This is a genomic window from Synechococcus sp. CBW1108, from assembly GCF_015840335.1.
Taxonomy (GTDB): domain Bacteria; phylum Cyanobacteriota; class Cyanobacteriia; order PCC-6307; family Cyanobiaceae; genus Cyanobium_A.
The window spans coordinates 2185686-2210633 of record NZ_CP060395.1 but is presented as its reverse complement, the minus strand read 5'-3'; the positions used below and the strand labels follow the sequence as shown (position 1 = coordinate 2210633).

The following is a 24948-nucleotide window of genomic DNA, read 5'->3' as shown; positions in this document are numbered from 1 at the left end:
ATGATCGCGACCCTTTCCCAGCCCAGCGCCAGCGCAGCCCCGGCAACAGGACCGGCGCCCGGCCAACGCGGCAGCTACTGGATCACCACCTTCGGCTGCCAGATGAACAAGGCGGATTCCGAGCGCATGGCCGGAATCCTGGAGTCGATGGGCTATCGGGAGGCCGAGGCGGAGCTGGAGGCCGATCTGGTGCTCTACAACACCTGCACGATCCGCGACAACGCGGAACAGAAGGTGTACAGCTACCTGGGCCGCCAGGCCCAGCGCAAACGCACCAACCCCAACCTCACCCTGGTGGTGGCGGGCTGCGTCGCCCAGCAGGAGGGGGAATCGCTGTTGCGGCGCGTGCCCGAGCTGGATCTGGTGATGGGCCCCCAGCACGCCAACCGGCTCGATGTGCTGCTGGCCCAGGTGGAGCAGGGCCAGCAGGTGGTGGCCACCGGCGAGCACCACATCCTTGAAGACATCACCACCGCCCGCCGCGACAGCAGCGTCTGCGGCTGGGTGAATGTGATCTACGGCTGCAACGAGCGCTGCACCTATTGCGTGGTGCCCTCGGTGCGGGGCCAGGAGCAGTCACGCCTACCGGGCGCCATCAAGCTGGAGATGGAGGGCCTGGCCGCCCGCGGCTTCAAGGAGATCACCCTGCTGGGCCAGAACATCGATGCCTACGGCCGCGACCTGCCGGGCATCACCCCCGAGGGCCGCCGCAGCCACACCCTCACCGACCTGCTCCACCACGTGCACGACGTGGCCGGAATTGAGCGGATCCGCTTCGCCACCAGCCATCCCCGCTACTTCACCGAGCGACTGATCGATGCCTGCGCCGAGCTGCCGAAAGTGTGCGAGCACTTCCACATCCCCTTCCAAAGCGGCGACGATGAGGTGCTCAAGGCCATGGCCCGGGGCTACACGGTGGATCGCTACCGCCGCATCGTCGAGCGCATCCGCGAGCGCATGAGCGATGCCGCCATCAGTGCCGATGTGATCGTGGCCTTTCCGGGCGAAACCGACGCCCAGTTCCGGCGCACCCTGGCCCTGGTCGAAGAGATCGGCTTCGACCAGGTGAATACCGCCGCCTACTCGCCGCGGCCCCACACCCCTGCCGCCGACTGGCCAGACCAGCTGGGCGAAGCGGTGAAGGTGGAGCGGCTGCAGGAGCTCAACGCCCTGGTAGAGCTCACGGCCCGCCGGCGCAGCGAGCGCTATCTCGGCCGGCTCGAGGAGGTGCTGGTGGAGGGCAGCAACCCCAAGAAACCAGAGCAGGTCGTGGGTCGCACCCGCACCAACCGGCCCACCTTCTTCCCCGGCCAGCGCCCCGATGGCACAGCGATCCACCCCGGCGAGCTGGTGACGGTCCAAATCGAAGAGGTGCGCCCCTTCTCCCTCAGCGGCAAACTGGCCTGAGTTTTGGCCCCGTGGGCACCAGCCGATCGGCATGAACAGCTTCCCCACCGCCGTTGGTCTGATCCTGGGGGGAGCCTCCGGTGAGCACGAGGTCTCGATTCGCTCCGCCGCCACCGTGGCCGCCGCCCTGCGCCATCCCTCCAACGCGGCTCGCTACGCGCTGCACTGTTTCTACATCGATCCCCAGGGGCGCTGGTGGGGCCCCGAACTGGCCGACGCGGTGCTGGCCCAGGGCAGCCCAGCCAGCGCCGAGCAACTGGAGGCGGCGGCGCGGCAGAGCGGCCACTCCCTGGCGCGCGGCGGCTTCCGTGGCTTCCCAGCTGCAGCCCTGGAGATCGAGGTGTGGTTTCCGGTGCTGCATGGCCCCAACGGCGAAGACGGCACCATCCAGGGACTATTCACCCTGATGCAGGTGCCTTTCGTGGGTTCGGGGGTACTGGGCTCGGCCGTGGGCATGGACAAACAGGCTATGAAAGCCGCCTTCGCCGCCACCGGCCTGCCCCAGGTGGCCTATGCCTGCGTCAGTGCCAGCCAGGTGGCGTCAGATCCCGAAGCCCTGATGGGGAAGCTCGAAACCCAGCTCGGCTACCCCTGTTTCGTCAAGCCGGCCAATCTGGGCTCCTCGGTGGGGATCAGCAAGGCCACCGACCGGGCCAGCCTGCTGAACGGCCTGCGCACCGCCGCGGCCCTCGACCCGCGCCTGGTGGTGGAGCAGGGCGTGGCCGCCCGGGAGCTGGAATGCGCAGTGAAAGGAGGCGGCGGCGCACCCCTGCAGGCCTCGGTGCTGGGGGAGATCTGTTTCGATGCCGACTGGTACGACTACGACACGAAATACAGCGAGGGCAAGAGTCACACCGTGATCCCGGCGAAGGTGCCCGAAGCGATCACCGAGCGGGCCCGCGCCATGGCCATCGAGGCCTGTGGGGCCGTTGGGGCGATGGGCCTGGCCCGGGTGGATTTCTTCTACAGCGAAGCCAGCGGCGAGCTGTGGCTCAACGAGATCAACACCATGCCCGGTTTCACCAGCCAGAGCATGTACCCGATGCTTTGGGCCTCCAGTGGCATTCCCCTGCCGCAACTGGTGTGCGAATTGATCGAGGGGGCCCGAGAATGGCACCAGCCATCCCTGGGAGTGCCAACGCCATGACAGAAGGTCTGCTCTGGCTTCCCCTGCTGCTGGTCTTTGTGCTGGTCACGGCCCTGGGCTGGTTGGAACGACGGCGCCAGCGGCTGTTCCGCGAATGGGCTGAGGGCTCGGAACTGGCCAAGCTCGACAGCTGCGGCGGCGCCCGACTGGTGGATGGGGTGCTCAGTTGGTGCCGCTTTGAAGCCGGCCAGATCCAGGAAGAGGGCTCCTTTGTCATCAAAAACCTGGAACTGGTGGAGCTCCTTTCCCTGCACTCCGGCGAAGCCCCCCTCACCGATGAGAGCCAGGGGGCCTGCCGGCTGCGGCTGGTGGGGGGAGGGGCGCGCAAAGATCTGCCCTTCGCCGATGCCGAGAGGGCGCGGCGCTGGATCGAGGAGCTGATGTCTCGCTCCCGCTGCGAACTTTGAGCCAGTTGCGGGGCTTTTTGAGGTGAGCACCCCTTCGCCGCCCGGGTCGGAACGCCGGCGCCAGCTGCGTCAGCAGCGGATCAGGGAGCGGCTACGCAACTCCTGGCGGCTGGTGGTGCTGCTCGCCCTCTCCGGCGGCCTGGGCTATGGCCTGCTGCGGCAGGGCTGGATGTTGAGCGGGCCCAGCCAGGTGGAGGTCATCGGCAGTGAGCTGGTGAGGCCAAAGCACGTGGTGCAGGCTGCCCAGCTGACCTTTCCCCAGCCCCTGCTGGCACTGGAGCCCAAGCGGATCGCCACCGCAGTGGTGAATGCCCTGCCGGTGGAGCAGGTGCAGGTGCGCCGGCTGATGGCGCCGCCCCGGCTGCGCATCGAGCTGGTGGATCGCCAGGCGGTGGCCCGGGCCCAGCGCCGCACCGCCAAGGGAATTGAACAGGGCTACGTCGACCGATTCGGCCACTGGCTGAGCATTCGCCAGAGCAGGGCGCTGGCCACCAAGGGCAGCAAGGGATTTCTGGTTTTGGGCTGGCAGCCCAGCTATCGCCCAGTTCTTGCCCTGGTGCTGGCCCAGCGGGAGCGCCTTGAGCTGGGCTCCGATCTCCGCCAGATTCGCTTCGATCCCGGGGGCAACATCTGGCTGGAGAGCGCCAGCCTGGGCCAGGTGCGTCTGGGCCCGGCAGACGGCCAACTGGCCCGGCGGCTGGAGGTGCTCGGCCACCTGCAGAAGCAATTGCCAGCGCAGATAAAGGCCCGCCGGCTTCCATCAATCGACCTCAGCGATCCGGAGCAGCCGGAACTCGGCCTGCCCGGCCCGGCGGCAGCGCCGCCCCAGCCCCCTTCATGAGCATTCGAGCAGCGGTTGCGCCGCTGCCTCTGCAAAGGTGGGACACTGCCCAAATCCAGGGACATCAATCACGGTCATAATGCAGCCGCCAGTTCCAAGCTCCGCCTTCTCCGATGCCGTTATGACCGAAAGCCCAATCCCCACCAATGGAACCCAGCCCTCGGGCGGGATCGTACCGAGCCAAACGGCCAGGATTGAAGTGATTGGGGTTGGCGGCGGCGGCAGCAATGCGGTGAATCGAATGATCGCCTCCGATCTCCAGGGGGTGGGCTATCGGGTACTCAACACCGACGCCCAGGCCCTGTTGCAGTCGGCTTCGCAGAAACGCATCCAGCTGGGGATGAAGCTGACCCGGGGCCTGGGGGCTGGGGGCAATCCGGTGATCGGCCAGAAGGCTGCTGAGGAGTCCAGGGCCGAGCTGCAGGAGTCGCTCCAAGGCACCGATCTGGTGTTCATTGCCGTCGGCATGGGCGGAGGAACCGGCACCGGCGCTGCGCCGATCCTGGCGGAGGTGGCCAAGGAAGTGGGCGCACTCACTGTGGGCATCGTCACCAAGCCCTTCAGCTTCGAGGGCCGTAAGCGGATGCGTCAGGCCGAAGAAGGCATCGCCCGTCTGGCCGAGAGCGTGGACACCCTGATCGTCATCCCCAACGACCGCCTGCGGGATGCGATCGCCGGAGCCCCCCTGCAGGAGGCCTTCCGCACCGCCGACGACGTGCTGCGCATGGGCGTCAAGGGAATCAGCGACATCATCACCAAGCCGGGGCTGGTCAACGTTGACTTCGCCGATGTGCGCTCGGTGATGGCCGACGCCGGCACGGCCCTGCTGGGCATCGGCGTGGGCTCCGGTCGCTCCCGCGCCATCGAAGCAGCCCAGGCGGCGATCAGCAGTCCCCTGCTGGAGTCGGCCCGCATTGACGGCGCCAAGGGCTGCGTGATCAACATCAGCGGCGGTAAGGACATGACCCTCGAGGACATGACCACCGCCTCGGAGGTGATCTACGAGGTGGTGGATCCCGACGCCAACATCATCGTGGGCGCCGTTGTGGACGAGCGGCTAGAGGGGGAGATCCACGTGACCGTGATCGCCACCGGCTTCGAGAGCGGCGCCTTCTACATGAGTGAGCGCAGCACCTCGAGCTTCAGTGCCAACAAGCTATACAACAACAGCCAGGAGGAGAGGGGCGCCAAGATCCCGCCCTTTCTGCTCAACCGCCAGAACCAGGCCAACCTCTAGGTCCGGCTGGTTTGCCCCAATTAGGGGTTCCTCAAATGGGGTGACCCGGAGTCCACGCCTGCCCTGAGCATCCCGTGTGGCTGCTGCCTTCCGGTTCTGACCAGGTTTGGGCGTCGGAGCCGCATGGGTCCGAGTCGTTTGGATGTTAGCAATGGCATCCCCCCGCACCGATGCCCGTGCCCCTGCGCCCCGCAGACCTGGCGAGCCGCAAACTGGCCGGACTGCCGATCACGGTGTTGACGGCCTGGGATTCCCTCTCGGGAGCGCTGGTGGCCGAAGCCGGTGCCGATGCGGTGCTCGTGGGCGATTCGCTGGCGATGACGGTGCTGGGCCACGCCACCACCCTGCCGGTGACCCTCGAGGAGATGTTGCACCACACCAGGGCCACCGGCAGGGGCCTGGCCAGCGTCTGCTCGCCCGGCCAGGAGCCGCTGCTGATCTGTGATCTGCCCTTCCTCAGCTACCAGTGCAGCGCCGACGCGGCCGTTGCGGCCGCTGGTCGGGTTCTGAAGGAAACCCCCGCCGCCGCCGTCAAGCTCGAGGGCGCCGAACCGGAAACCCTGGCGGTGATCGACCGGCTGGTGCGCAGCGGCATTCCGGTGATGGGCCACATCGGCCTGACGCCCCAGTCGGTGCACCAGCTCGGCTACCGCCGCCAGGGCAACGACGATGTCAGCCGGGAGAAACTGCGGCGCCAGGCGCTGGCCCTGCAGGTGGCTGGTTGCTTTGCCCTGGTGCTGGAACACGTGCCCCCGGAGCTCGGCGCTGACCTGCAGCGGGCCCTGGCGTTGCCGGTAATCGGCATCGGCGCCGGCGAGGCTTGCGACGGCCAGGTGCGCGTCACCGCCGACCTGCTGGGCCTCACCAGCCGCCAGCCGCCCTTCAGTCCAGCGCTGCTGCCAGGCCGGGCCCTGGCGCTGGAGGCGCTGCGCAGCTGGATTGGCTCCTGGCCCCAGCCAGCTCAAGCCCCTCCTGCTGCTCCTGCCACCAGGCCAGCAACTCCCGCAGCACCCCATTGCTGAGGGCCAAGCCGGCTGGATCGGTGAGTCGCCAGCGGGGCCCCTCAATGCGCAACAGGCCGGCCTCAAGCCAGGGCTGCAGCCGCTGCCGCAGCGCCCCAACCCCAACCTGGGCCAGCAGCAGGGGCAGGTGCACCCCTTCGCGGCGGCGCAAACCCACCAGCAGTCGCTCGTCCACGGGCACACCGGAGCCGCCCTCCCGCACGGGCTCGGCCAGCCAGGCGACATAGCCATCGCGGCTGCGGGGCCGGGCCAGCCGCTCGCCCCAGGGGGCCGAGGTAGCGCCCATGCCGAAGCCCCACCAGCCCGCACCGCTCCAGTAGACGCGGTTGTGGCGGCAGGCATGGCCGGGCAGGGCGTAATTGGAGATCTCGTAGTGGCCGTAGCCCGCGGCGCTGAGCTCGGCCCAGGTGAGCTCCATCAGGTCGGCGCCCAGATCGGCATCGGGAAGCTCCAGCTGGCCCCGGCCATGGCGGCGGGCAAAAACAGTGCCAGGTTCCAGGCTGAGGTCGTAGATGGAGAGATGGGGCGGCGCCAGGGCGATCGCCTGGCCCAACTGCTGGCGCCAGCTGGCGAGGGCCTGGCCAGGCACGGTCTGCCCGGGCAGCCCCTGGATGAGATCCAGGCTCCAGCTGGCCAGCGCCCCCTGGCGCTGGGCCGCGGCCAGCCAGCCGGCGGCCTCCCGCAGGTCGGCGCCGCGGTGGCGACGACCCAGACCCGCCAGCACCCCATCGTCAAAGCTCTGGCCGCCCAGGCTGACCCGGTTCACCCCCGACTGCAGGTAGGCCGCCAGGCGGGTTTGATCAAAGCTGGCCGGATCGAGCTCCAGGCTGATCTCGGCACCGGGAACCAGGCCGAAACGCTGCCGCAGGGCGGCCAGCAGGGCCCCCACCTGGGCGGGCAGCAGCAGGGATGGGGTGCCGCCGCCGAGATACACGGTGGATAGGGGCGGGCCAGGGGGGGCAGCGGCGATCTCCCCGAGCAGCAGGGTCAGATAGGCCGCGATCGAAGCGGCACCCGGCGCTCCGGGCTCGGCGCTGGCCCTGTCGCCCAGCGGCACCACGGGAAAATCGCAGTAGAAGCAGCGCCGGTGGCAGAAGGGAATATGCAGGTAGGCGCTGCGGGGGGGGAACACGGGGCGAAGACATCATTAAGGGCGGGAACCACCCTGGGGCCAAAGGTCCCGTAATCGGGCATGCTGCGCACCTGAACGACAGGGTTCCAGGCGAGACAGGAATGGTGGACACCCTCATCCTGATCCTGTTTGTTGTCTCCGGCACGGCCGCTGGCTGGCTGGGGGTGGACCTGCTGCCGGAACCGCTGCTGCTGCAGGTGGACAAACCGGAGGGCCTACGCACGGTCCTGGGGGGCTTCGGGGCCTTCTTCGGCCTGCTGGCGGGCTTCTTCTTCGGCCAGCTGCGCCGCCGGCTGATGGCCCAGGTGCGCTCGATGCCCACCGACCTGCTGGTGAGCCGCGCCGTCGGCCTGATCCTGGGCCTGCTGGTGGCCAACCTGCTGCTGGCGCCGATCCTGCTGCTGCCCCTGCCCTGGGAGGTGGTGTTCGTCAAACCGCTGGCGGCGGTGCTCAGCAATGTTTTCTTTGGGGTGTCGGGCTGCAACCTGGCCGAAGTTCACGGCCGCACCCTGCTGCGCCTGTTCAACCCCAGCAGCACCGAGGCCCTGCTGGTGGCCGAAGGGGTGCTGCAGCCGGCCAGCGCCAAGATCCTCGACACCAGCGTGATCATTGATGGCCGCATCCGCGGCCTGCTGGATTCGGGCCTGCTGGAGGGCCAGGTGATCGTCGCCCAGAGCGTGATCGATGAGCTCCAGGCCCTGGCCGATTCGGCCAATGGCGAGAAGCGCGGCCGGGGCCGGCGCGGCCTCAAGCTGCTCAGCGAGCTGCGGGAGATCTATGGCCGGCGCCTGGTTGTGAACAGCACCCGCTACGAGGGCAAGGGGGTCGACGACAAGCTGCTGCTGCTCACCGCCGATACCGGCGGCACCCTGTTGACCGCCGACTACAACCTGGCCAAGGTGGCCGAGGTGAAGGCTCTCAAGGTGCTCAACCTCAGTGAGCTGGTCATCGCCCTGCGCCCCGAGGTGCGGCCCGGCGATGAGCTGCTGCTCAAGATTGCCCGCGACGGCAAGGAAGCAGACCAGGGCGTCGGCTACCTCGACGACGGGACCATGGTGGTGGTGGAAGGGGCCCGGGGCCGGATCGGCGAGCGGCTCGAGGTGGTCGTCACCGGCGCCCTGCAGAACCCCACCGGCCGGATTGTCTTTGCCCGCACCGATGGCCCGCTGGCAGAGCCCAATGCCGAAGCCGGCCCGAAGCGCAAACAACGGGCTGAGCGCAACAGGTCGAGCCCTGCCAATTCGGGCTCCAGCGATCCGCAGGCCGGTAGCCCCCGCTAGGCTCCGCAAACGTGCTTTCGGTCAACCGCGGATGCCGGTGTCAGCCTCGATGTCAGCCTCTGTGTCAGCCCCCTACTACGGCGATTCCGCGGTCATGCGCACCCCGCCGCCAGACCTGCCGAGCCTGCTGCTGAAGGAGCGGATCGTCTACCTGGGCCTGCCTCTGTTCAGCGACGGCGATGCCAAACGCCAGATGGGCATCGACGTCACCGAGCTGATCATTGCCCAGCTGCTGTATCTGGAATTTGACAACCCGGAGAAGCCGATCTTTTTCTACATCAACTCCACCGGCACCTCCTGGTTCACCGGAGATGCCATCGGCTTTGAAACCGAAGCCTTCGCCATCGCCGACACGATCCGCTATGTAAAGCCGCCGGTGCACACAATCTGCATCGGCCAGGCCATGGGAACCGCGGCCATGATCCTCAGCGCCGGCACCAAGGGCCAGCGGGCCGCTTTGCCCCATGCCTCGATCGTGCTGCACCAGCCCCGCAGCGGTGCCCGCGGCCAGGCCACCGATATCCAGATTCGGGCCCAGGAGGTGCTGCACAACAAACGCACCCTGCTGGAGATGCTTTCGCTGAATACGGGCAAGTCGGTGGAGCAGCTCTCCCGCGACTCAGACCGGATGACCTACCTCACCGCCGAGGAGGCCAAGGAGTACGGCCTAATCGACCGGGTGCTCACCAGCCTCAAGGGCCTGCCCACTCCCCCCCCAACCGCGGCAGCCCTGGGCTGAACCTGCACCTCTGAGTTTCAGCACCGAACCCTCGCGCCCCCTCTCCACCCCAGACCCATGCCCATCGGCACCCCCAGCGTTCCCTACCGCCTGCCCGGCAGCCAGTACGAGCGCTGGGTTGACATCTACACCCGGCTGGGCGTGGAGCGGATCCTGTTCATGGGCTCGGAGGTCAATGACGCCGTGGCCAATGCCCTGGTGGCCCAGATGCTCTACCTCGACTCGGACGACAACTCCAAGCCGATCTACCTCTACATCAACTCCCCGGGGGGGTCGGTGACCGCCGGTCTGGCGATCTACGACACCATGCAATACGTCAAGAGTGACGTGGTGACCATCTGCGTCGGCCTGGCGGCCTCAATGGGTGCCTTCCTGCTGGCGGCAGGCACAAAAGGCAAACGGCTGGCCCTGCCCCACAGCCGGATCATGATTCACCAGCCCTTGGGCGGCACCAGCCAGCGCCAGGCCAGTGACATCGAAATCGAAGCGCGCGAAATTCTGCGCATCAAGGACATGCTCAACCACAGCATGGCCGACATGACCGGCCAGCCCTTCGAGAAGATTGAGAAGGACACCGACCGCGACTACTTCCTCAGCGCCACAGAAGCCAAGGAATACGGCCTGATCGACCGGGTGATCGCCCACCCCGGAGAGGCCTGAAGAGCCCAGGCCTGCCGCTGGCTGCCTCTTCTCTGACTGCCTAGCCGCTGACCCTCGCCATGCCCAACACCCTCTCCGAGGCTGCCGACCTTTTTTACGCCGCGGGCAACAAGATGCTTGCAGGCGATTGCGACCCCTATGCGGAGATCTGGTCTGAGGGTGACGACATCAGCCACCTCGGCCCCACCGGCAATCTCTGCACTGGACGCAAGGCGGTGTTTGAGCAGTTCACCAGGGAGTCTGGGATGGGCTTCGATGGCACCTTGGTGGCAGACGATCGTCGCTTCGTTGAAAGCTCAGATATGGGCTACATGGTGTGCATGGAGCGCACCAGCGGCATGACCCGGGCCGGTGAGGCGCTCCGGATCGACATCCGGGCCACCACGATCTTCCGCAAGGAGGCTGGCCACTGGCGTGTGGTGCATCACCACACCGATCGCTTCTAGGGCCCAGGCCCTCTCAAGACCAAATTTCTAAACTCAGCCCTTGCCGGTGGCGGCCAGCAGGCGTGAGGCGGTGTCGATCCCGATCGGCAGCCCGGATGGATCCAGCAAGCCCAGCTGAACCAGCAGCCCGGCCTGGTCCCAGTAGATGTGCTCGTAGGCCACCTTGCCTTCGCGCACCCCCACGATCACCACCAGGGCCATCTCGACCCGCCGGCCGGTGGGGGCCACACCCGGCAGCAGATGGCCGATGGCTTTGGTGTGGGTGAAGCGGATCACCAGCTCATCCACCAGCCGCTCACCATCCACCGTGCGTGAAATCGAGATGAACTCCACGTCGGGGGGAAAGAACTGGCCGATCAGCTGGGTGGCGTAGAACTCACGCACTCCTTCAGCGCCCTGCCCCCCGGTGCCGGAGGCCAGGTTGATCAGATGGGGGTCCTCCACCATCGTGGCCATGGTGGCGTCAAGATCGCCGTTGAGCTCGGCCTGCATGTGGGCCTCGAACAGGGCGGCGGCCGTTGTTGAAGTGGTGGCTTGGGCGACGACCATGGCGTTTGGGGCAGAGTGCAGATCGTAGGGATGGCCTCGGCCCCTGTCAGCCGGAAGGGGCGCACCGCAGGCGCTTGCGTAAGCTCAGCCCCTGCCCTGTCCAGACCCGAAGCCTCGATGGCCCAGCTCTATTACGACACCGACGCCGACCTGTCCCTGCTGAACGGCAAGACGGTGGCCATCATTGGCTACGGCTCCCAGGGCCACGCCCACGCCCTGAACCTCAAAGACAGCGGCGTCAACGTGGTGGTGGGTCTCTACGAGGGCAGCCGCTCGGCCGAGAAGGCCAAGGCCGATGGCCTCGAGGTGCTGAGCGTGGCCGACGCCTGCGCCAAGGCTGACTGGATCATGGTGCTGCTGCCCGATGAATTCCAGAAGGCTGTCTACGACAAGGAGATCGCGCCCCATCTCAGCGCCGGCAAGGTGCTGAGCTTCGCCCACGGCTTCAACATCCGCTTCGAGCTGATCAAGCCCCCGGCCGATGTGGATGTGGTGATGATCGCCCCCAAGGGTCCCGGCCACACCGTGCGCTGGGAGTATCAGAACGGCATGGGCGTGCCGGCCCTATTCGCCATCCAGCAAGACGCCAGCGGCCACGCCCGCGAGCTGGCCATGGCCTACGCCAAAGGGATCGGCGGCACCAGAGCCGGCATCCTGGAAACCAACTTCAAGGAAGAGACCGAAACCGACCTCTTCGGTGAGCAGGCCGTGCTGTGCGGCGGTCTTTCCGAGCTGGTCAAGGCAGGCTTCGAGACCCTGGTCGATGCAGGCTATCAGCCCGAGCTGGCCTACTTCGAGTGCCTGCACGAGGTGAAGCTGATCGTCGATCTGATGGTGAAGGGCGGCTTGACGGCCATGCGCGATTCGATCTCCAACACCGCCGAATACGGCGACTACGTGAGCGGCCCGCGCCTGATCACCGCCGAAACCAAGGCCGAGATGAGGCGCATCCTTGCCGACATCCAGGACGGCACCTTTGCCCGCAATTTCGTGGCCGAGTGTGACGCCGGCAAGCCGGAGATGACCAAAATCCGCGAGCGCGATGCGGCCCATCCGATTGAGCAGGTGGGCAAGGGCCTGCGCTCGATGTTCAGCTGGCTGAAGGCGGCCTGATCCAGCCCCTGCTGAGCAACCCCCTGCTGCTGGTCTCCCTCGCCTGCGGCCTCGATCGCCTGGTGGGGGACCCGCGCTGGTGCCCCCATCCGGTGGTGGTGATGGGCTGGTGGATCACCCTGCTGCGCCGCGGCGCTGAGGCCTGGGCTGGCACCAGAGCCTGGAAGCTGCGGCTGGCAGGGGGCTTGATCACGCTGGTGCTGGTGGGCGGCAGTGGCCTGGCGGGCTGGGTCGTGGAGCGGCTGGCCCCCACACTCCTGCTGGTGGTGGCCCTGGCCAGCGCCCTGGCCGGCCGCAGCCTCGAGCAGGCGGTATTGCAGGTGCTGGAGGCCCTCCCCAATTCCGTACAAGCTTTACAGAACCAGGCAAACGTCGCTGGCGATAACCCCAGGTTGGCGGCCCTTCAGCCTGCCCGCCAGGCCCTGGCCTGGATAGTGGGCCGCGACACGGCCGATCTCGACGCCCCGGAGATCCTGCGGGCAGCCGCCGAAACCGCCAGCGAGAACGGGGTGGACGGCCTGTTTGCGCCGCTGTTCTGGATGCTGGTGGGGGCCGGAATCTGGAGCCTGAACCCCGCCCTGCCGGGCCCGCTGGCGCTGGCCTGGGGCTTCAAGGCGGCCAGCACCCTCGATTCGATGCTGGGCTACCGGCGCGGCCGGTTGCGCTGGCTGGGCACGGCCGGCGCCCGTCTCGACGACCTGCTGGTGTGGCTGCCCTGCCGCCTGGTGGCCCTGGGCCTGCCCCTGGCGGCCGGGCAACCGGGGCACTGCTTCTCCCTGCTGGCCGCTGCCCTGAGGGACGGGGCCGCCGACCCTTCCCCCAATGCGGGGGTATCCCAGGCCGCCTATGCCCATGCTGCCGGGGTGCAACTGGGCGGCTGCAACCGCTATGGCGGCCAACTAACCAGCAAACCCGTGCTGGCAAAAGGGCTACCTGCCCCCGATGGGACCGCCGTGCGCCACATGCTCGAGCTGAGCAGGCGCCTGGAGCTGGTATGGCTGGCTATGGCGGCCATGCTGGCATTCATCACAAAAACTCTCAGCTGATTGCCCGGCCGCCAGCGCCTGCCGATGCTGCAGGCAGGTTGATGGGCCCATGGCAATTCGCGAGCTGTTGGAAGATGCCCTGCTGGAGCCGGAAATCGGCCAAACGCCCTGCTTCCGCTGGCATGCCACGCCGGTGGGGATAGCTGCCCTCTGGCAAGCGGGCGCTGCTCCCACCGCCCCGCCCTTTGATGACGCCCTCAAGGAAGGGCTGCAGGTGGGGCTGGACCTGAGCCGGGAAGAGCGGGAATTTCACCAGCTCAAGGCGGGGCTGGTGTTGCTTTTTCACAGCTGATTTTCACAGCTGATCATCTGGCTGCGGGAAGACCACGGCCCATTCATGCAGGCACCAGCTGACGCAACCCTCCTGAATCAGGGGATCGGTTTGCACTAGGGCTTCGGCTGCAGCCCAGTTGGGGGCAAAAAAGAGCAACATGCCGCCAGCGCCATCACCGCTGCGACCCACCCGCTCAGCCCAGTAGCCGCTGCGGGGCCGATGACCCAACCGCTCCAGCTCCGCCAGCCAGGCCAGATGGGCAGGGATCACCGCATCAAATTGTGCCTTACCAACCAGACCGGTCTCGAGCTTGACAAACCAGGGCATGACCAACGATGGGGGCCTAAGAGTTTGCGGAAAAACTGCCTGAAAGGCCGCGTTTTTCCCTCCAGAGAGCTGATTGTGCTCCGTTCGGGCTGAAATGATGCGTTTCAGCGGTTCAGAACGCCCGATTTCAGGCGTTTTGCCCCGTTGGGGCTTCCTGGAGGCCGCCTCATTGGCACACCTCTGGGCAACCACCTGTTCATGCCGCCGCCATCGCCGGTTTGAGCAGGTTGCCCAGCCGGATCAGGTTGTAGGCGATCACGTGCAGGCCAAACACCGCACTCACCTAACTAAAGTAGGGGCCACGGGTCTCGGTGACTTTCAGGAAAGTTGTCACTCCTTGGCTGCCATTCAGGCGGCCTTGATTAAGGGTAGCGCCAGGACCGGATCGGGCTCTTCTGTTGGCTTGTTTATCCACACTTCTGCCGGTTGACTCCAGCAGCGGGTGGCACCGCTCCAGCGCGTTGGATTGGCACGGCGGGCGGCCTCGTAGACATCAGTGCGCTGCTGGCAAATGGCCTTGGCAGCTCCACTGTGGCGCTGGTGGGGCGTCACGAATTTGATCGCGCTGTGGTGGTGCCGGTGGTTGTACCAATCCACAAATGCTGCCACCCATTCACAGGCCTCCTCTTTGTTGGCGAATGGCCGGCTGGGGTAGTCGGGGCGGTATTTGACCGTACGGAAAAGGGATTCCGAGTATGGGTTGTCGTTTGAGACCCTTGGCCGGGAGAAGGATCTGAGCACGCCCATCTCCTCGAGCCGTGATTCCAGCGTCGCCCCGCGCATTGCATTGCCGTTGTCGGCGTGGAGGATTAGTGGCTGCTGCTGGCACTGGCGGCGGCCAAAGCCGTTGGGGCGGTGGTAGCGCTCCTTGAGGCAGGCCCGCTGCACCAGATCCGCGGCGATCTGAGCCGACTCCACCTCGGCCACATCCCAGGCCACCACTTTGCGGCTCCAGACGTCGATCACCAGGTAGAGGTAGAGCCACACACCCCGCACCGTGGTCGGCAGGAAGCTGATGTCCCAGCTCCAAACCTGGTTCGGGCCATCCGCCCTGAGGCGCGGCACCGAGCGCGGTTCTTGAGGCAGCCTGGCCCTCCCCCGGCGGTGGCACTGACCCGCCTGGTGCAGCACCCGATAGAAGCTGCTCTCTGAACCAATAAAGAGCTTTTGATCGGACAGTGCCGGCACGATCTGCCCTGGCGGCAGCGCGGCGTACTCCGGCTGGTTGCACGTCAGCAGGATTCGCTGGCGCTCTTCCTCGCTCAGGCGGTGACCCACCAGCCGAGCACTGCCTTTACGGCGATCCACGCCGTCCCCATCACCCAGGAAGGCCTTCCGCCAGCGTTTGAGGGTGCGCAGGCAGATGCCGATCACACCACAGGCCCTCACCAGGCCGGCGCCCGCAGCATTGGCCTCCCCGATCAGCTCGATCACCTTCCGCCGGTGCACGGCGCTGGTCAGCCTTCCTCTTCCTCCGAACAGAAGGCATCCCACTTTTTTTGCAGCACCAGCAAAGCCGCCATCTCCGCCATGGCCTTCTCCTTGCGCTGCAGCTCCTTTCTGAGGGCTTTGATCTCCCGCTGGTCCTGGGCGCGGAGCTTCTCGAGCTCCTTCTGTTCGGCCATCGTCAGCACCGGCTTGGCGTTGGCATCCTGGGCCGCCTGCCGCCAACGGCTCACCTGCTCAGGGAACAGGCCCCGCTCGCGGCAGTAGGCGCTGAGTTCGGTGGCATTGAGCCCGGCGCTTTCCAGCACCACCGTGAACTTGTCGGCGGCGTTCCAGCCCTCTGGTTCCTTCTCGGATGCCGGCACCACCTCTCCCTGCAACCGCCAGGCCTTCCTCCATTTGTAGAGGGTCATCACGTGAATGCCCAGCTCCTCTGAAATCCGGGCCACGCTCTGCCTGTGGGGCGGGTGCATCCGTCTCCTCACATCAGCCTTAACGGCCTCGCTGTATCGGCGCATTGGTCATGTCCTCAAGCCCCCGGATGGATGGATCAAAGGGGTGACATCTTTCCTGAAACCGGGGGTCTCTGGGAGCAAAGCAAAGGTCGAGGATGGGGTGATCGAACACCCATCGGAAACCATGACAGAGCAAGGATCTGCAAAACTGTGGGGCCGTTCCCTGCTGCTCATAATCGCCTGGCAAGGGATAGGGATGGGTATAGGGATAGATAGGGCCCAGGCCCAGTGGTCGCCAAACTGCCAGCGAAACGGCAAGAGCGACTATTGCGCCATTACGCCGCTGGCGGGGGCAACTACTGAAAAGCAGGCTTTTGACATCCTCACCTTTGCAGACCACTCCGTATACGAACTACTCAGAAATGAGCTGTCCTGCAAAAAAGTGTCCGAACGCATCCGCACCTGCAATGCAAAAATCATCACCCCTCCTGGCAATAGCAAAGCGATTAACGCTTACTACAGGGGCACAAGCTACGAAGGTGGATACAAGCATGAATACGTGGGCAAGGGCATTCACCTGACATTTTTCTATCTAGATTGAAGACCCCTAGCCCAGAACGATTGGCTAAACAATTCCAAGAACGCCAATCTCAACCATCGCCTACCACGCGCACCTCTGGGAATCGATCCGCCAGAATAACCGCCTTGCCATTCAGGTGGGCGAGCAACTCCAGCAAGCGCAAATGCTTGACATAGGCCCGAGGCACAACCAGGGTGTCACCCGTTTCCAAGGGAATATCGATAGGCAAAACGACGTGGGGCGCAGAGAAAAGGTGCATGGTGAAGGAATTGGCATAACCAACCCTTAAATCCTGCGTCATCAAGCCCTCCCACTTATCGCTGCTGTAACGCCGGACTGGCATGGGCAGATTCCAAAGACCCAACTCCTGCAGAATCTTCTGAACTTTAGGGAAAGCATTGTCGGGCAAAGCAACTGATGGGTAGCGCCTGACATCCTCGAGAGTTATGTGATCTCCCAAACACAGCAGCGGGTGATCCACTGCCACAACCAGATGGCTTGGCAATCGAGTCAGATGAAAGCAAGCCAACTCGGAGTCATCTTCGTCAGGCACGTCGGGGTAGCATCCAATCCAGGCATCAATCACGCCGTTGCGAAGCAGCCTCAACGGTGTGTGAATTTCCATGAAATCAAAATTGCCAGGAGTCCATCCATCAGGGACGGGATCACAGAACAATGGCCCTGAGTAGTATTGGGCCTCTATTCTTAAAACCCTATCATGAATCCAGCGATATCGCTGGTGCACCAATCGCTCAAGATTAAGTATAGTTTGATCACCAAGCGTCTCCCATTCTCCATTTGGCTTGAAAAAACGAAGATTCAGCAATTCAGCCAAATGATTAACACGTCTACTGATCGTTGACTGGGAAACGCCTAACCGGGCGGCGGCAACTGCACCGGAACGCAACCAAATCAAAGTGTCAAGACAGGCTAGTTCCTCAATCGAGACGACCACATTGCCTGTTTCAACGAGAGCATTTTACACAGGATCCTGTAAACGTCCCTATGCAGACAGTGCATTGCGGTGGCCTAAACTATGCAGATTCCGCATAGTTTAGATTTGGTTCCGTATCGAAACTAACTTCTTGGCGAATCTTGTCAGCGCGAAAAAGCGCCCAAATCGTTCTCGCACGACTCAACCAGGGCGATCAGTCCCTGCAACAAGCACCTCAGCCGTGGGGATTGCTCTGGCCGGCCTGCAGCGATCAGAGCCAGCATGGTGACGCCGGAATTTACCTGCTCTAGGGCCAGCAGGCTGTCACGCAACACCTCCAGGGGCAAGGCGCTGGTGGTGATGGCGGCAGAGGGGAACAAAGTCATGTTGGTAGGGGGAGCTCCTAACAGTGTTCCCACCCCTGGTCAGCCGCCAGCCAACCAGAAAGTTACGCTCAGACGTCTTGGCCGAGGCCTGGTAGAGCGGGGGAGGCAACCCTCAGCCCTTCAAAGAGGTCACAAAGCACCCTGTTCATCACCGGAGGCATCGAGAGGCGGCCGTCGGACTTCACGGCCAAAACCATCAATGCACAGGCCTCTGCAACTGAAGCAGCTTCAGCATCATTGAGCACGAGGAGGTGGTCACCGCCAGAATGAACAACCCTCATGGCAAAGCGGGAAAGAAAAGCAGAAATGTTCCTACGCCAACCTGGCATCCAAAATCAAGCCCGAAACCAAGAGAAAACATAAAGAATTCAGGGGCCTCGCAAACTTATTTTCAATGGGGCCCAGGCGACATCGAAAAGGGTTTTCGGTGATAGCGAGGGAACGGCAATGCGCAGGGCGCTCAAGAGTTCTTTGCAGCTCCGGCAAGGGTTTAAAGTGGCTGGTCCCTGTAATGCAGCAATTTTGGGCGTTGGTGCTGAAGGTCATCGCTCATGATGGGTTGGGAACCGGCCCACCATTAGCAACCGCTTGCACGGCTCGAAGATGATTTCACAGTTTGCCCAAGACACCGGCTGGATCGAAGTGATCTGCGGTTCGATGTACTCGGGCAAAACAGAAGAGCTGATCCGCCGGCTGAAGCGGGCGCTGTACGGCCAGCAGAGGGTGCAGGTTTTCAAGCCGCAGATCGACAACCGCTACGACGAACTGGCGGTGGTCAGTCACTCACAGCTAAAGATCTCTGCCACATCTGTGCAGCACGCCTTGCAGATTCTCCAAGCGGTGGAGGCCGACACCAAAGTGGTGGGCATTGACGAGGTGCAATTCTTCGGCATGGAGCTGGTGTCAGTGGTGCAGGTCCTAGCCAGCCGCGGGTTACGCGTGATCTGCGCCGGGCTGGACCAGGACTACCAGGGCAAGCCGTTCGAACCGATGCCCCAGCTGCTGGCTATCGCTGAGCTCATCACCAAGGAGCTGGCGATCTGCGTGGTGTGTGGCAACCCCGCAAACCGCAGCCAGCGATTGACTCACTCGGAGGAGAGGGTGGTGGTCGGTGCCGCCGGCGCCTACGAGGCCAGGTGCCGTAAGTGCCATGTGGCAACGCCTGTCGTCGCGACACCTGGAAAAGAAATCGACCTTTTCGACCACTGACACCCGGGGGCAAAATCGATTAAAAAAGTTCATCAGAATCTTTTTCATAATCTCTTAACCCCCGAAAACCCCAATAAAAGGGCACAGGGCGGGCTGGGCGGTTAGGTTTTCAGGACAAATACACCAACCTCGTGCGAAGGGAGTTAATGCTCTTCGTCATGGATTCATCGCTTCTCTTTTCCCTAAACTGGAATTCTATTGGCGAGCTAAGCGGCGAAGATCTCGAATACGTGCTGATCGCAATGTCTAGCGCCATGGAATCAGGCAATGATGAATTAACGCTGCTCCTCAACAAGAAATCCTCCTACCCATAGCCACACCAATCGGGGCTAGCGAAGCTTCCTAGGTCGGGCTGGGGGCTTAAGAGTTTGCGGAAAAACCGCCTGACCAGCCGCGTTTTTTCCTCCGGAGAGCTGATTGCGCTCCGTTCGGGATGGTTTTCATTGTTTCAGCCGTTCAGAACGCCTGATTTCAGGCGTTCTGCCCCGGCGGAGCTGCCTGATCGCTGCCGTCTGGCCACACCTCTGGGCAACCGCCTGTTCATGCCGCCGCCATTGCCGGCCTGAGCAGGTTGCCCAGCCGGATCAGGTTGTAGGCGATTACGTGCAGGCCAAACACCGCACTCACCTTGTCGGTGCCGCGCAGTTTGAATTGGCGCAGACCGCCCCACTGTTTGATCCAACCAAACACCTTCTCGATACCGCGGCGGGCATTGATCGACTTGGCGTAGCCCTCGTGGCGCGTGGTGCGGCCATCAATGGCGGACCCACCAGAGCGGGCGGTGTTCTGAGCGACGTGCGGCGTCACGGCGATGCGACGCATCTCGGCGACAAAGCCCTTGGTGTCGTAGTTCTTGTCGGCACCGATGGTTTTTTGGTGGGCACCGGGGATGTCAGCCGCCATCGCTTTGGCGGCATCCCGCTCCCCGGTACCCACTGCTTGGGTGACGCGGCAGTCCACGATCAGCGCATGGCGGTTGTCCATGAGCACGTGGCCCCGGTAGCTGGGTTGAGCCGGGTGGGCATTGGACTTGCGGGCCAGCAAGGCGTCTGGATCGACGCTGGAGCGGTGGGTCTTGTTGCTGAGCTTGATGCCGCGGAAGTCACCCTTGGCCCGCTTCTTACCGGGCTTTGGAGCGCCAAAGCCCTCGCCAGGGCCTGACGGCGGGGGCGGTGGGTCCTCTTCTCCATCGATCCGCTCCAGTGAGGCATGGGACGCCCAGGCCTGCAGCAGGGTGCCATCCACTGAGAAGTGTTCGTCGCTGAGCAGCGGCTTGACTTCCGGGGCAGCCATCAGTTTCTCCAGGAAGCGGCCCATGACGTCGTCATTGAGCAGCCGTTCGCGGTTCTTGGTGAACGTGGTGGGGTGCCAGATCGGATCATCCGGGCTGAGCCCTACAAACCAGCGGTAGAGCAGGTTGTAGTGGAGCTGCTCCAGCAACAGCCGCTCGGAGCGGATCCCATAGAAAGCCTGCAGCAACGAGGCCAGCAGCAGCTGTTCTGGCGGCACCGAGGGCCGACCTTCTGCGGCGTAGAGCTCACAGAAGGTGGGATTGAGACGATCGAGGGCCTGATCGGCCAGTTTCCGAATACGCCGCAGCGGATGGCTGGCCGGGATCCGCTCCTCGATCGACACGTAGGAGAACAGGGAGCCGCTGCGCTCCCGGTGACCTCGCATCTGGACTGGGCGGTTAATCCATTTTCGCGCAGGCTTGGTTTTTCAGCAAACTCTTAAGCCGGGGAGCCCCCCATGCGGCCAACGGGCAGACAAGGAATTCACACTTTAGCTCGAATATTCGTCATTAATACCAGTTAGCTATTGCCAGCGAAAGCACCCTGCTTAGCCAGGATCCTTCCATTAGAAGCAATGCCACTAGCAGAAGTGAACCAGCACCAGTGCCGCAAAGGATTCAGGGATTTGTGATTGGGGGTTATAAGATTAAAAGAAGCCAAGCATGGCGATCAGATCTAAAAAATTATATAATTCAGCACATATCCGGCAATATGCTTATCAAGCTTGGGCTGGCATGGGCGCTTCTTTTTACTACTACACCCAATGCCAATGCGAAGGAGAAAAAACCGGTGGCAAAGCCTGCAGCCACTGGTTTTTATACGTCTGTGGGGATATCGGTAGGAAGCGAAGGTTCAGTACCAATAAACGACCCCAGTAATTCGGCCTTCTCAAACGAGTCTTTCAGACCGATCCTACAATCGCTCCCATTGTGGCAATTGGTTACAGCTTTCCAGGGGCATGGAGGGCGGAGCTGGAATATGTTGGCTACTTCGGTGAATCGTCTAACCAATTTACCCTCGGTGGAATTGACTACAGCGTTGGCGGAGGCAAGGTGGACACAAACGCTGTGCAGATTAACATATTAAAAGACATACCTACAAACTCAAAGGCAACTCCTTACATTGGCGGAGGAGTTGGCTTTGCCAGCAGTCGATATAGCGTTCCAGAGGGCTCACAGACAGGCACAACATTTGCTGGGCAAGCGAAAGTAGGAATTAGTTACGCGGCAAGCCCAAATACAGAGATTTATTTTGGCTACCGGCTTCTAAGCATTGCCGGCGGCACTAGCCTTGACTTTTGGAGTGACAAGCCAACCACAAAAACACGAATTCAGCACAGCCTGGACCTTGGGATTCGCTATAGATTTTAATTCATATTGCGAATAAATAGGGCCCCATCCGACCGCGTCCCTTTGCGTGGTGTAAAACCCGAGGCCCGAATGCCCTGATCAGAGGGTGAACAGGGTGGAATGACGGGCTGTCATTCCGGAGGCGCAGATGCACCTCGTTTTTTCACCTTGAATCAAGGGCGATTGACTTGTCAAGTCTTTCGCCCGATCGCGGATGTGTTGTGTTCTGGAGTGGCTGGCACCAGCCACAGGTTGTTGCCCCGGCCCCCGGGCGGCGATCAAGACCGCTGCGCCCTGTAGAGGCGCTGCAGCCTCGATCACCTGGGGCCTGTTTCCTGCAGCTCTCAGGCGCCGGCGGCCTGGAGGGTAGGGGTGTCGCCCAGTTCGGGGATGGTCGCCATGCTCTCGGCGGAGAACATGCGGCGGCCCTCCAGCTGCCAGTGCTCGTGTTGCTCCAGCAACACCGCCCCGACTAGGCGGATGATCGCAGGGTCGTTGGGTGGGAAAAATGCCCACGACCCTGGTGCGGCGCTTGATCTCCTCGTTCACCCGCTCCAGCAGGTTGGTGCTCCAGATCTTGCGCCAGTGGTCCTTGGGGAAGTGGCGGAAAGCCAGCACGTCCTCCTTGGCCTCGTGCATGAGCGCAGCGGCCTTGGGGAAGCGCTCCGCCAGCGAGGCCGCCAGATCATCCCAGCGCGACTCGATCTCCTCAGCGGTTTCTTGGGCGAACACGCTGCGCAGGGCAGCGGTGACCATGCCTTGGTGAGCCCTGGGAACACACTGCAGCAGGTTGCGTGTCCCGCGTCAACCCCCTTGGCCGATTGGCGTCAATCAAGTTGGCCGGTGAGGGGAACTGATCGCCCCCCAGTTGTCGCCGGCGACAACTGGGGGGCGATGACGCTGGAGGCGACACGAAAACTGAGCCACACATCAGTCCGAGCCATTGCCAGCACTGACTTCCTCTGATCGGCACCAGGCGACAACCACGTTGGCCGGTTAGGCGCCGAGACCTCTGCTGAGCCTTGCCCTGGAGCGCACGAGCCGGCGGACCGCACAGTCCGCCGGCAGCGCGGAGCTCCCCGCCGGGGTTGCGGGCAAAATGCACCCGGCAGCGCTGCCAGACGCAGCCCTGCAATTGCCTGCGGATCGCCTTGGTGAGGCCGCTGTGGGCGTCAGAGATCACCAGCTTGACGCCACCCAGACCCCGCTCTTTGAGGTGGGAGATGAACTCCGCCCAGAAGGGCTCGCTCTCACTGTTACCCACCTTGAGGCCCAGCAACTCCCGGCGCCCGTCCTCGTTGACCCCCATGGCGACGACGACAGCGCGGGAGCAGACCTGCTGGGCCTTGCCCAGGCGCCCCTTGAGGTAGGTGGCATCCAGGTAGACGTAGGCGTAGCTGCTGCTCTCCAGCGGCCGGCCCAGGAACGCCTGCACCTGCTGGTCGATGTCCTGACAGATGCGGCTCACCTGCGACTTGGAGATGCCGCTCTGGGAACCCAGCGCCGCCACTAGGGAATCCACCTTGCGGGTCGAGACGCCACTGATGTAGGGACTCCTGAAAAAAGAACCGCAACCTGGATCCGATCGCAGCCAAATAGCAGGGCGTAGGCAGCCCAAACGCACGGTTATCCAGTGGCCAGTGATTGGTTTGTTTCAAGCTGCCAAATGTTCCTGAGCCCCATCCAGAGACTACCTGGCCATTTCCAGGTACATAACCAGGCAAAAATAGTGATAAAAAAGAGGCGGAGGAGCCTCCGGATCTTCTCTGCGCACATCACCACAAAGGCCATGGAGATGGAGTTCTCTGCACCTTTGCTCAGCCGAGCCATAATCAAGTCCAGTGAATACTTCCTCTTCCCTGATCCAAAGCATCCCTCCACTTCATTTCGCCTCCGCTGGTCAGCGCTTAGCTGCTGCTTGTGAGCAGCACTGATCTCTGGATTCTTCGGCGGCCTCCCCAATCGCTTACCAGAGAGCCGTATATCGTTCCGAGTGCAGAAGTTTCGGTTCTTGGTATTGATGTAGATTCGATCAGCGCAGATTCGCTCGGGGTAGCAGCCATGCTCTTGCTTGTATTTCATGGCCTGTGGAATTAAGTCTTCGGATTCGTTGTATGGATCCCAGCTGATCCTGTGCAGGAAGGCAAAGCCATTTCGCACAGAAACACTAATTTTGGCGCCAAACTCAACAGCAGCTCTCGTTTTACCACGAACCATGGGCCGAACGTGTCGCTGAACCAAGTTCACGATACGATCGGGCATGCTGCGCGTTTTCGAGTACAGCAGGATGCTTTGCTGGCGGTGCAGCTCGCTGATCACGAGGAGCTTCTGCCACCAATGGGTCTTCAAGCCCGAAAGCATTGCCCCGGAGTGGATCAGGGCATCAATAGCATCAAGATTCCGCTGCAGATAGTCCAGCTGGCGTCGTATCGTGGCTTTGATTTTGCGGCGACGCGGCTTTTTCTGCTTAGCAACCCTGAGGAAATTGGCACGCGCCTTGCCACGGTCATATCGGGGACTGTGTTTCCGTAGGTCTGAATTCTGTTCGCAGAGATCGTCGATGATCCGTTCGGTCGACTCCCTCGCTTCGTTGAGCAACTTCAAATCAGTTGGATAGGTAATGTCGGCTGGTGTGCACGAGGCGTCAATGCTGAGTGTTCCCCAATTCTTGCCTTCTGGCCAATCGGCCGGCTTCACAAAGTCGTCAAGTGAGAGCTGGTTGTCAGCATAGGCACTTGGATCGTTAGTGTCGTCGTCATCTTGTTGTGACGCCACAACCTCCATCAGCATGGCCTTGCCCCGCTCGGCAATGAGTTCATTGATCCGGGTGAGTTCCTCTTCGGAGAAACGCTTGCGGAAATGAACCATCATTGATGGGTCGAATGGTGCCTTGCTGGAATAGCCGGCATAGCCAAGGAAATACTGCATGTAAGCGTTTTCTCGGATCTGCTCAACGGTCTCCTCGTCGGTCAGACCAAGCCGCTGCTTGATGAACAGCGCACCAAATGCCAGCCGTACAGGCTTTGCTGGGGCGCCAGTGGTGGGATTGAACTGAGGTGCATATGATTCCTCCAACTCTTCCCATGGCATCAGGGAGGAGAAGATTACCCAGCGATTGTCCGTGTCCAACGTGCCGCCAAAAGGCAGATGGAAATCCTCGATTGAGAGCTGCCCGTTATGGCGTTTCTGGTACATCTGCAGTGCTCAGCAGTTGTAGCAATCGTCAATTGCCCTGAACGAGCCCAGTTTATCAAATTTAGATCGCTGAAACAAGCTGCGCTGCAGTCGATTTGGCTTTTTCAGGAGTCCCGATGTAGGCCTCCATGATCACCGCGTACAGGGCCTGATCGACCCTGCGGCGGGGCTCGAGGATCGTGGGCAGGAAGCTGCCGGCTCGCAGTTTGGGGATCTGCAGGGCGAGATCCCCCACCTGGGTGGTCAGGGTGCGAGGCCGGTAGCCATTGCGTTGGTTGACCCGCTCCTCGCTGCGCTCATGGCGATCGGCACCGACCACAGCGGAGGCCTCCAGTTCGATCAGCTGCTGCAGGCCGTAGCGGGCCAGCTCGGGGATCAGCTCACCGGCGCTGCTGCCATCGAGTAGCGCCGCCAGTTCAGGCACGGCAGCATGGTGCTTGGGCATGGTTCGTCTGGTTGAGGTGGTACTCGAACC

22 protein-coding genes, 1 other RNA gene and 5 pseudogenes are annotated in these 24948 nt (G+C 63.0%); 16 read left to right on the top strand and 12 right to left on the bottom strand.

Annotation, left to right across the window (positions count from 1 at the left end; translation table 11 throughout):
• The 5 genes from miaB (at nucleotide 1) to ftsZ (ending at nucleotide 5039) form a co-directional block, all read left to right on the top strand.
• On the top strand, nucleotides 1–1407 hold the full coding sequence (miaB, locus tag H8F27_RS12030; protein WP_197148287.1) for a tRNA (N6-isopentenyl adenosine(37)-C2)-methylthiotransferase MiaB: 1407 nt from the start codon (nucleotides 1–3) through the stop codon (nucleotides 1405–1407).
• A 31-nt stretch (nucleotides 1408–1438) separates the two neighbouring features.
• Complete coding sequence (locus H8F27_RS12025; RefSeq protein WP_197148286.1) at nucleotides 1439–2554, top strand: D-alanine--D-alanine ligase family protein; 1116 nt, start codon at nucleotides 1439–1441, stop codon at nucleotides 2552–2554.
• Entirely contained in the window at nucleotides 2551–2961 is a 411-nt protein-coding gene (locus H8F27_RS12020) for a hypothetical protein (protein WP_197148285.1), read from the top strand. Before H8F27_RS12025 ends, H8F27_RS12020 begins: the two co-directional genes overlap by 4 nt.
• 22 nt (nucleotides 2962–2983) lie before the next feature.
• The gene (locus H8F27_RS12015; protein ID WP_197148284.1) at nucleotides 2984–3802 is read left to right on the top strand and encodes a cell division protein FtsQ/DivIB; all 819 of its coding nucleotides are present in this window, start codon (nucleotides 2984–2986) and stop codon (nucleotides 3800–3802) included.
• Between the two features lie 121 nt (nucleotides 3803–3923).
• Nucleotides 3924–5039 carry a cell division protein FtsZ gene (ftsZ, locus tag H8F27_RS12010; protein ID WP_231596241.1) on the top strand — a complete coding sequence of 372 codons (1116 nt, stop codon included), beginning with the start codon at nucleotides 3924–3926 and terminating at the stop codon, nucleotides 5037–5039.
• Between the two features lie 39 nt (nucleotides 5040–5078).
• Here ftsZ and ffs read toward each other — a convergent pair.
• Nucleotides 5079–5175, bottom strand: an RNA gene (gene ffs / locus H8F27_RS12005) — signal recognition particle sRNA small type.
• Nucleotides 5176–5221: 46 nt separating this feature from the next.
• Between ffs and panB the strand changes: the two genes are divergently transcribed.
• Nucleotides 5222–6061, top strand: coding sequence for a 3-methyl-2-oxobutanoate hydroxymethyltransferase (gene panB, locus H8F27_RS12000; RefSeq protein ID WP_197153540.1), 840 nt, complete (start codon nucleotides 5222–5224; stop codon nucleotides 6059–6061).
• Here panB and H8F27_RS11995 read toward each other — a convergent pair.
• Nucleotides 5943–7193, bottom strand: a pseudogene (locus tag H8F27_RS11995) (coproporphyrinogen-III oxidase family protein); the annotation flags it as partial. The gene panB and the pseudogene H8F27_RS11995 overlap by 119 nt on opposite strands.
• Before the next feature lie 101 nt (nucleotides 7194–7294).
• On the opposite strand from H8F27_RS11995, the gene H8F27_RS11990 reads away from it, so the two are divergent.
• Genes H8F27_RS11990 through H8F27_RS11975 form a run of 4 tightly spaced genes read left to right on the top strand, consistent with a single transcriptional unit; the run spans nucleotide 7295 to nucleotide 10318 of the window.
• On the top strand, nucleotides 7295–8473 hold the full coding sequence (locus tag H8F27_RS11990) for a PIN/TRAM domain-containing protein (protein WP_231596239.1): 1179 nt from the start codon (nucleotides 7295–7297) through the stop codon (nucleotides 8471–8473).
• 49 nt (nucleotides 8474–8522) lie between these two features.
• Nucleotides 8523–9212 (top strand): ATP-dependent Clp protease proteolytic subunit, encoded by a 690-nt coding sequence (locus tag H8F27_RS11985; protein WP_197148282.1) that lies wholly within the window; start codon nucleotides 8523–8525, stop codon nucleotides 9210–9212.
• Between the two features lie 57 nt (nucleotides 9213–9269).
• Nucleotides 9270–9872: an ATP-dependent Clp protease proteolytic subunit gene (locus H8F27_RS11980; protein WP_197148281.1), complete on the top strand. Its 603-nt coding sequence runs from the start codon at nucleotides 9270–9272 to the stop codon at nucleotides 9870–9872.
• Nucleotides 9873–9931: 59 nt separating this feature from the next.
• Complete coding sequence (locus tag H8F27_RS11975; RefSeq protein WP_197148280.1) at nucleotides 9932–10318, top strand: nuclear transport factor 2 family protein; 387 nt, start codon at nucleotides 9932–9934, stop codon at nucleotides 10316–10318.
• Between the two features lie 33 nt (nucleotides 10319–10351).
• Here H8F27_RS11975 and H8F27_RS11970 read toward each other — a convergent pair whose 3' ends face one another.
• Nucleotides 10352–10867, bottom strand: coding sequence for an ester cyclase (locus tag H8F27_RS11970; protein WP_197148279.1), 516 nt, complete (start codon nucleotides 10865–10867; stop codon nucleotides 10352–10354).
• 117 nt (nucleotides 10868–10984) lie between these two features.
• Between H8F27_RS11970 and ilvC the strand changes: the two genes are divergently transcribed.
• From ilvC to H8F27_RS11955, 3 genes are read left to right on the top strand one after another with little or no spacing between them, the layout of a single operon-like run.
• Complete coding sequence (gene ilvC / locus H8F27_RS11965; RefSeq protein ID WP_197148278.1) at nucleotides 10985–11980, top strand: ketol-acid reductoisomerase; 996 nt, start codon at nucleotides 10985–10987, stop codon at nucleotides 11978–11980.
• Complete coding sequence (gene cbiB / locus H8F27_RS11960) at nucleotides 11977–13026, top strand: adenosylcobinamide-phosphate synthase CbiB (protein ID WP_197153539.1); 1050 nt, start codon at nucleotides 11977–11979, stop codon at nucleotides 13024–13026. Before ilvC ends, cbiB begins: the two co-directional genes overlap by 4 nt.
• 49 nt (nucleotides 13027–13075) lie before the next feature.
• Entirely contained in the window at nucleotides 13076–13318 is a 243-nt protein-coding gene (locus H8F27_RS11955) for a hypothetical protein (protein WP_197148277.1), read from the top strand.
• 3 nt (nucleotides 13319–13321) lie between these two features.
• On the opposite strand, the gene H8F27_RS11950 is transcribed toward H8F27_RS11955, so the two are convergent.
• The gene (locus tag H8F27_RS11950; RefSeq protein ID WP_197148276.1) at nucleotides 13322–13627 is read right to left on the bottom strand and encodes a YciI family protein; all 306 of its coding nucleotides are present in this window, start codon (nucleotides 13625–13627) and stop codon (nucleotides 13322–13324) included.
• Between the two features lie 348 nt (nucleotides 13628–13975).
• Nucleotides 13976–15591, bottom strand: a pseudogene (locus tag H8F27_RS11945) (IS3 family transposase).
• 40 nt (nucleotides 15592–15631) lie between these two features.
• Here H8F27_RS11945 and H8F27_RS11940 point away from each other — a divergent pair.
• Nucleotides 15632–16129 carry a hypothetical protein gene (locus tag H8F27_RS11940; protein WP_197148275.1) on the top strand — a complete coding sequence of 166 codons (498 nt, stop codon included), beginning with the start codon at nucleotides 15632–15634 and terminating at the stop codon, nucleotides 16127–16129.
• A gap of 49 nt (nucleotides 16130–16178) precedes the next feature.
• Here the strand turns inward: H8F27_RS11940 and H8F27_RS11935 are convergent, their stop codons facing one another.
• Both H8F27_RS11935 and H8F27_RS11930 read right to left on the bottom strand, forming a co-directional pair.
• The gene (locus H8F27_RS11935; RefSeq protein ID WP_197148274.1) at nucleotides 16179–17063 is read right to left on the bottom strand and encodes a LysR substrate-binding domain-containing protein; all 885 of its coding nucleotides are present in this window, start codon (nucleotides 17061–17063) and stop codon (nucleotides 16179–16181) included.
• Between the two features lie 143 nt (nucleotides 17064–17206).
• Complete coding sequence (locus H8F27_RS11930; protein WP_197148273.1) at nucleotides 17207–17428, bottom strand: hypothetical protein; 222 nt, start codon at nucleotides 17426–17428, stop codon at nucleotides 17207–17209.
• A 603-nt stretch (nucleotides 17429–18031) separates the two neighbouring features.
• On the opposite strand from H8F27_RS11930, the gene H8F27_RS11925 reads away from it, so the two are divergent.
• Nucleotides 18032–18637 (top strand): thymidine kinase, encoded by a 606-nt coding sequence (locus H8F27_RS11925; protein ID WP_197148272.1) that lies wholly within the window; start codon nucleotides 18032–18034, stop codon nucleotides 18635–18637.
• A 540-nt stretch (nucleotides 18638–19177) separates the two neighbouring features.
• Here the strand turns inward: H8F27_RS11925 and H8F27_RS11920 are convergent.
• Nucleotides 19178–20314, bottom strand: a complete 1137-nt coding sequence (locus H8F27_RS11920) for an IS5 family transposase (RefSeq protein ID WP_197148271.1) — start codon at nucleotides 20312–20314, stop codon at nucleotides 19178–19180.
• A gap of 544 nt (nucleotides 20315–20858) precedes the next feature.
• On the opposite strand from H8F27_RS11920, the gene H8F27_RS18305 reads away from it, so the two are divergent.
• Nucleotides 20859–21299 (top strand): outer membrane protein, encoded by a 441-nt coding sequence (locus H8F27_RS18305; protein ID WP_197148270.1) that lies wholly within the window; start codon nucleotides 20859–20861, stop codon nucleotides 21297–21299.
• A 323-nt stretch (nucleotides 21300–21622) separates the two neighbouring features.
• On the opposite strand, the pseudogene H8F27_RS11910 reads toward H8F27_RS18305, so the two are convergent.
• The 4 genes and pseudogenes from H8F27_RS11910 to H8F27_RS11895 form a co-directional block, all read right to left on the bottom strand.
• Nucleotides 21623–22046, bottom strand: a pseudogene (locus tag H8F27_RS11910) (transposase); the annotation flags it as partial.
• Between the two features lie 328 nt (nucleotides 22047–22374).
• Nucleotides 22375–22827, bottom strand: a pseudogene (locus tag H8F27_RS11905) (transposase); the annotation flags it as partial.
• 77 nt (nucleotides 22828–22904) lie between these two features.
• The gene (locus H8F27_RS11900; protein ID WP_197148269.1) at nucleotides 22905–24473 is read right to left on the bottom strand and encodes an IS5 family transposase; all 1569 of its coding nucleotides are present in this window, start codon (nucleotides 24471–24473) and stop codon (nucleotides 22905–22907) included.
• Between the two features lie 115 nt (nucleotides 24474–24588).
• A pseudogene (locus H8F27_RS11895) lies at nucleotides 24589–24918 on the bottom strand (transposase); the annotation flags it as partial.
• Between the last annotated feature and the right edge of the window lie 30 nt (nucleotides 24919–24948).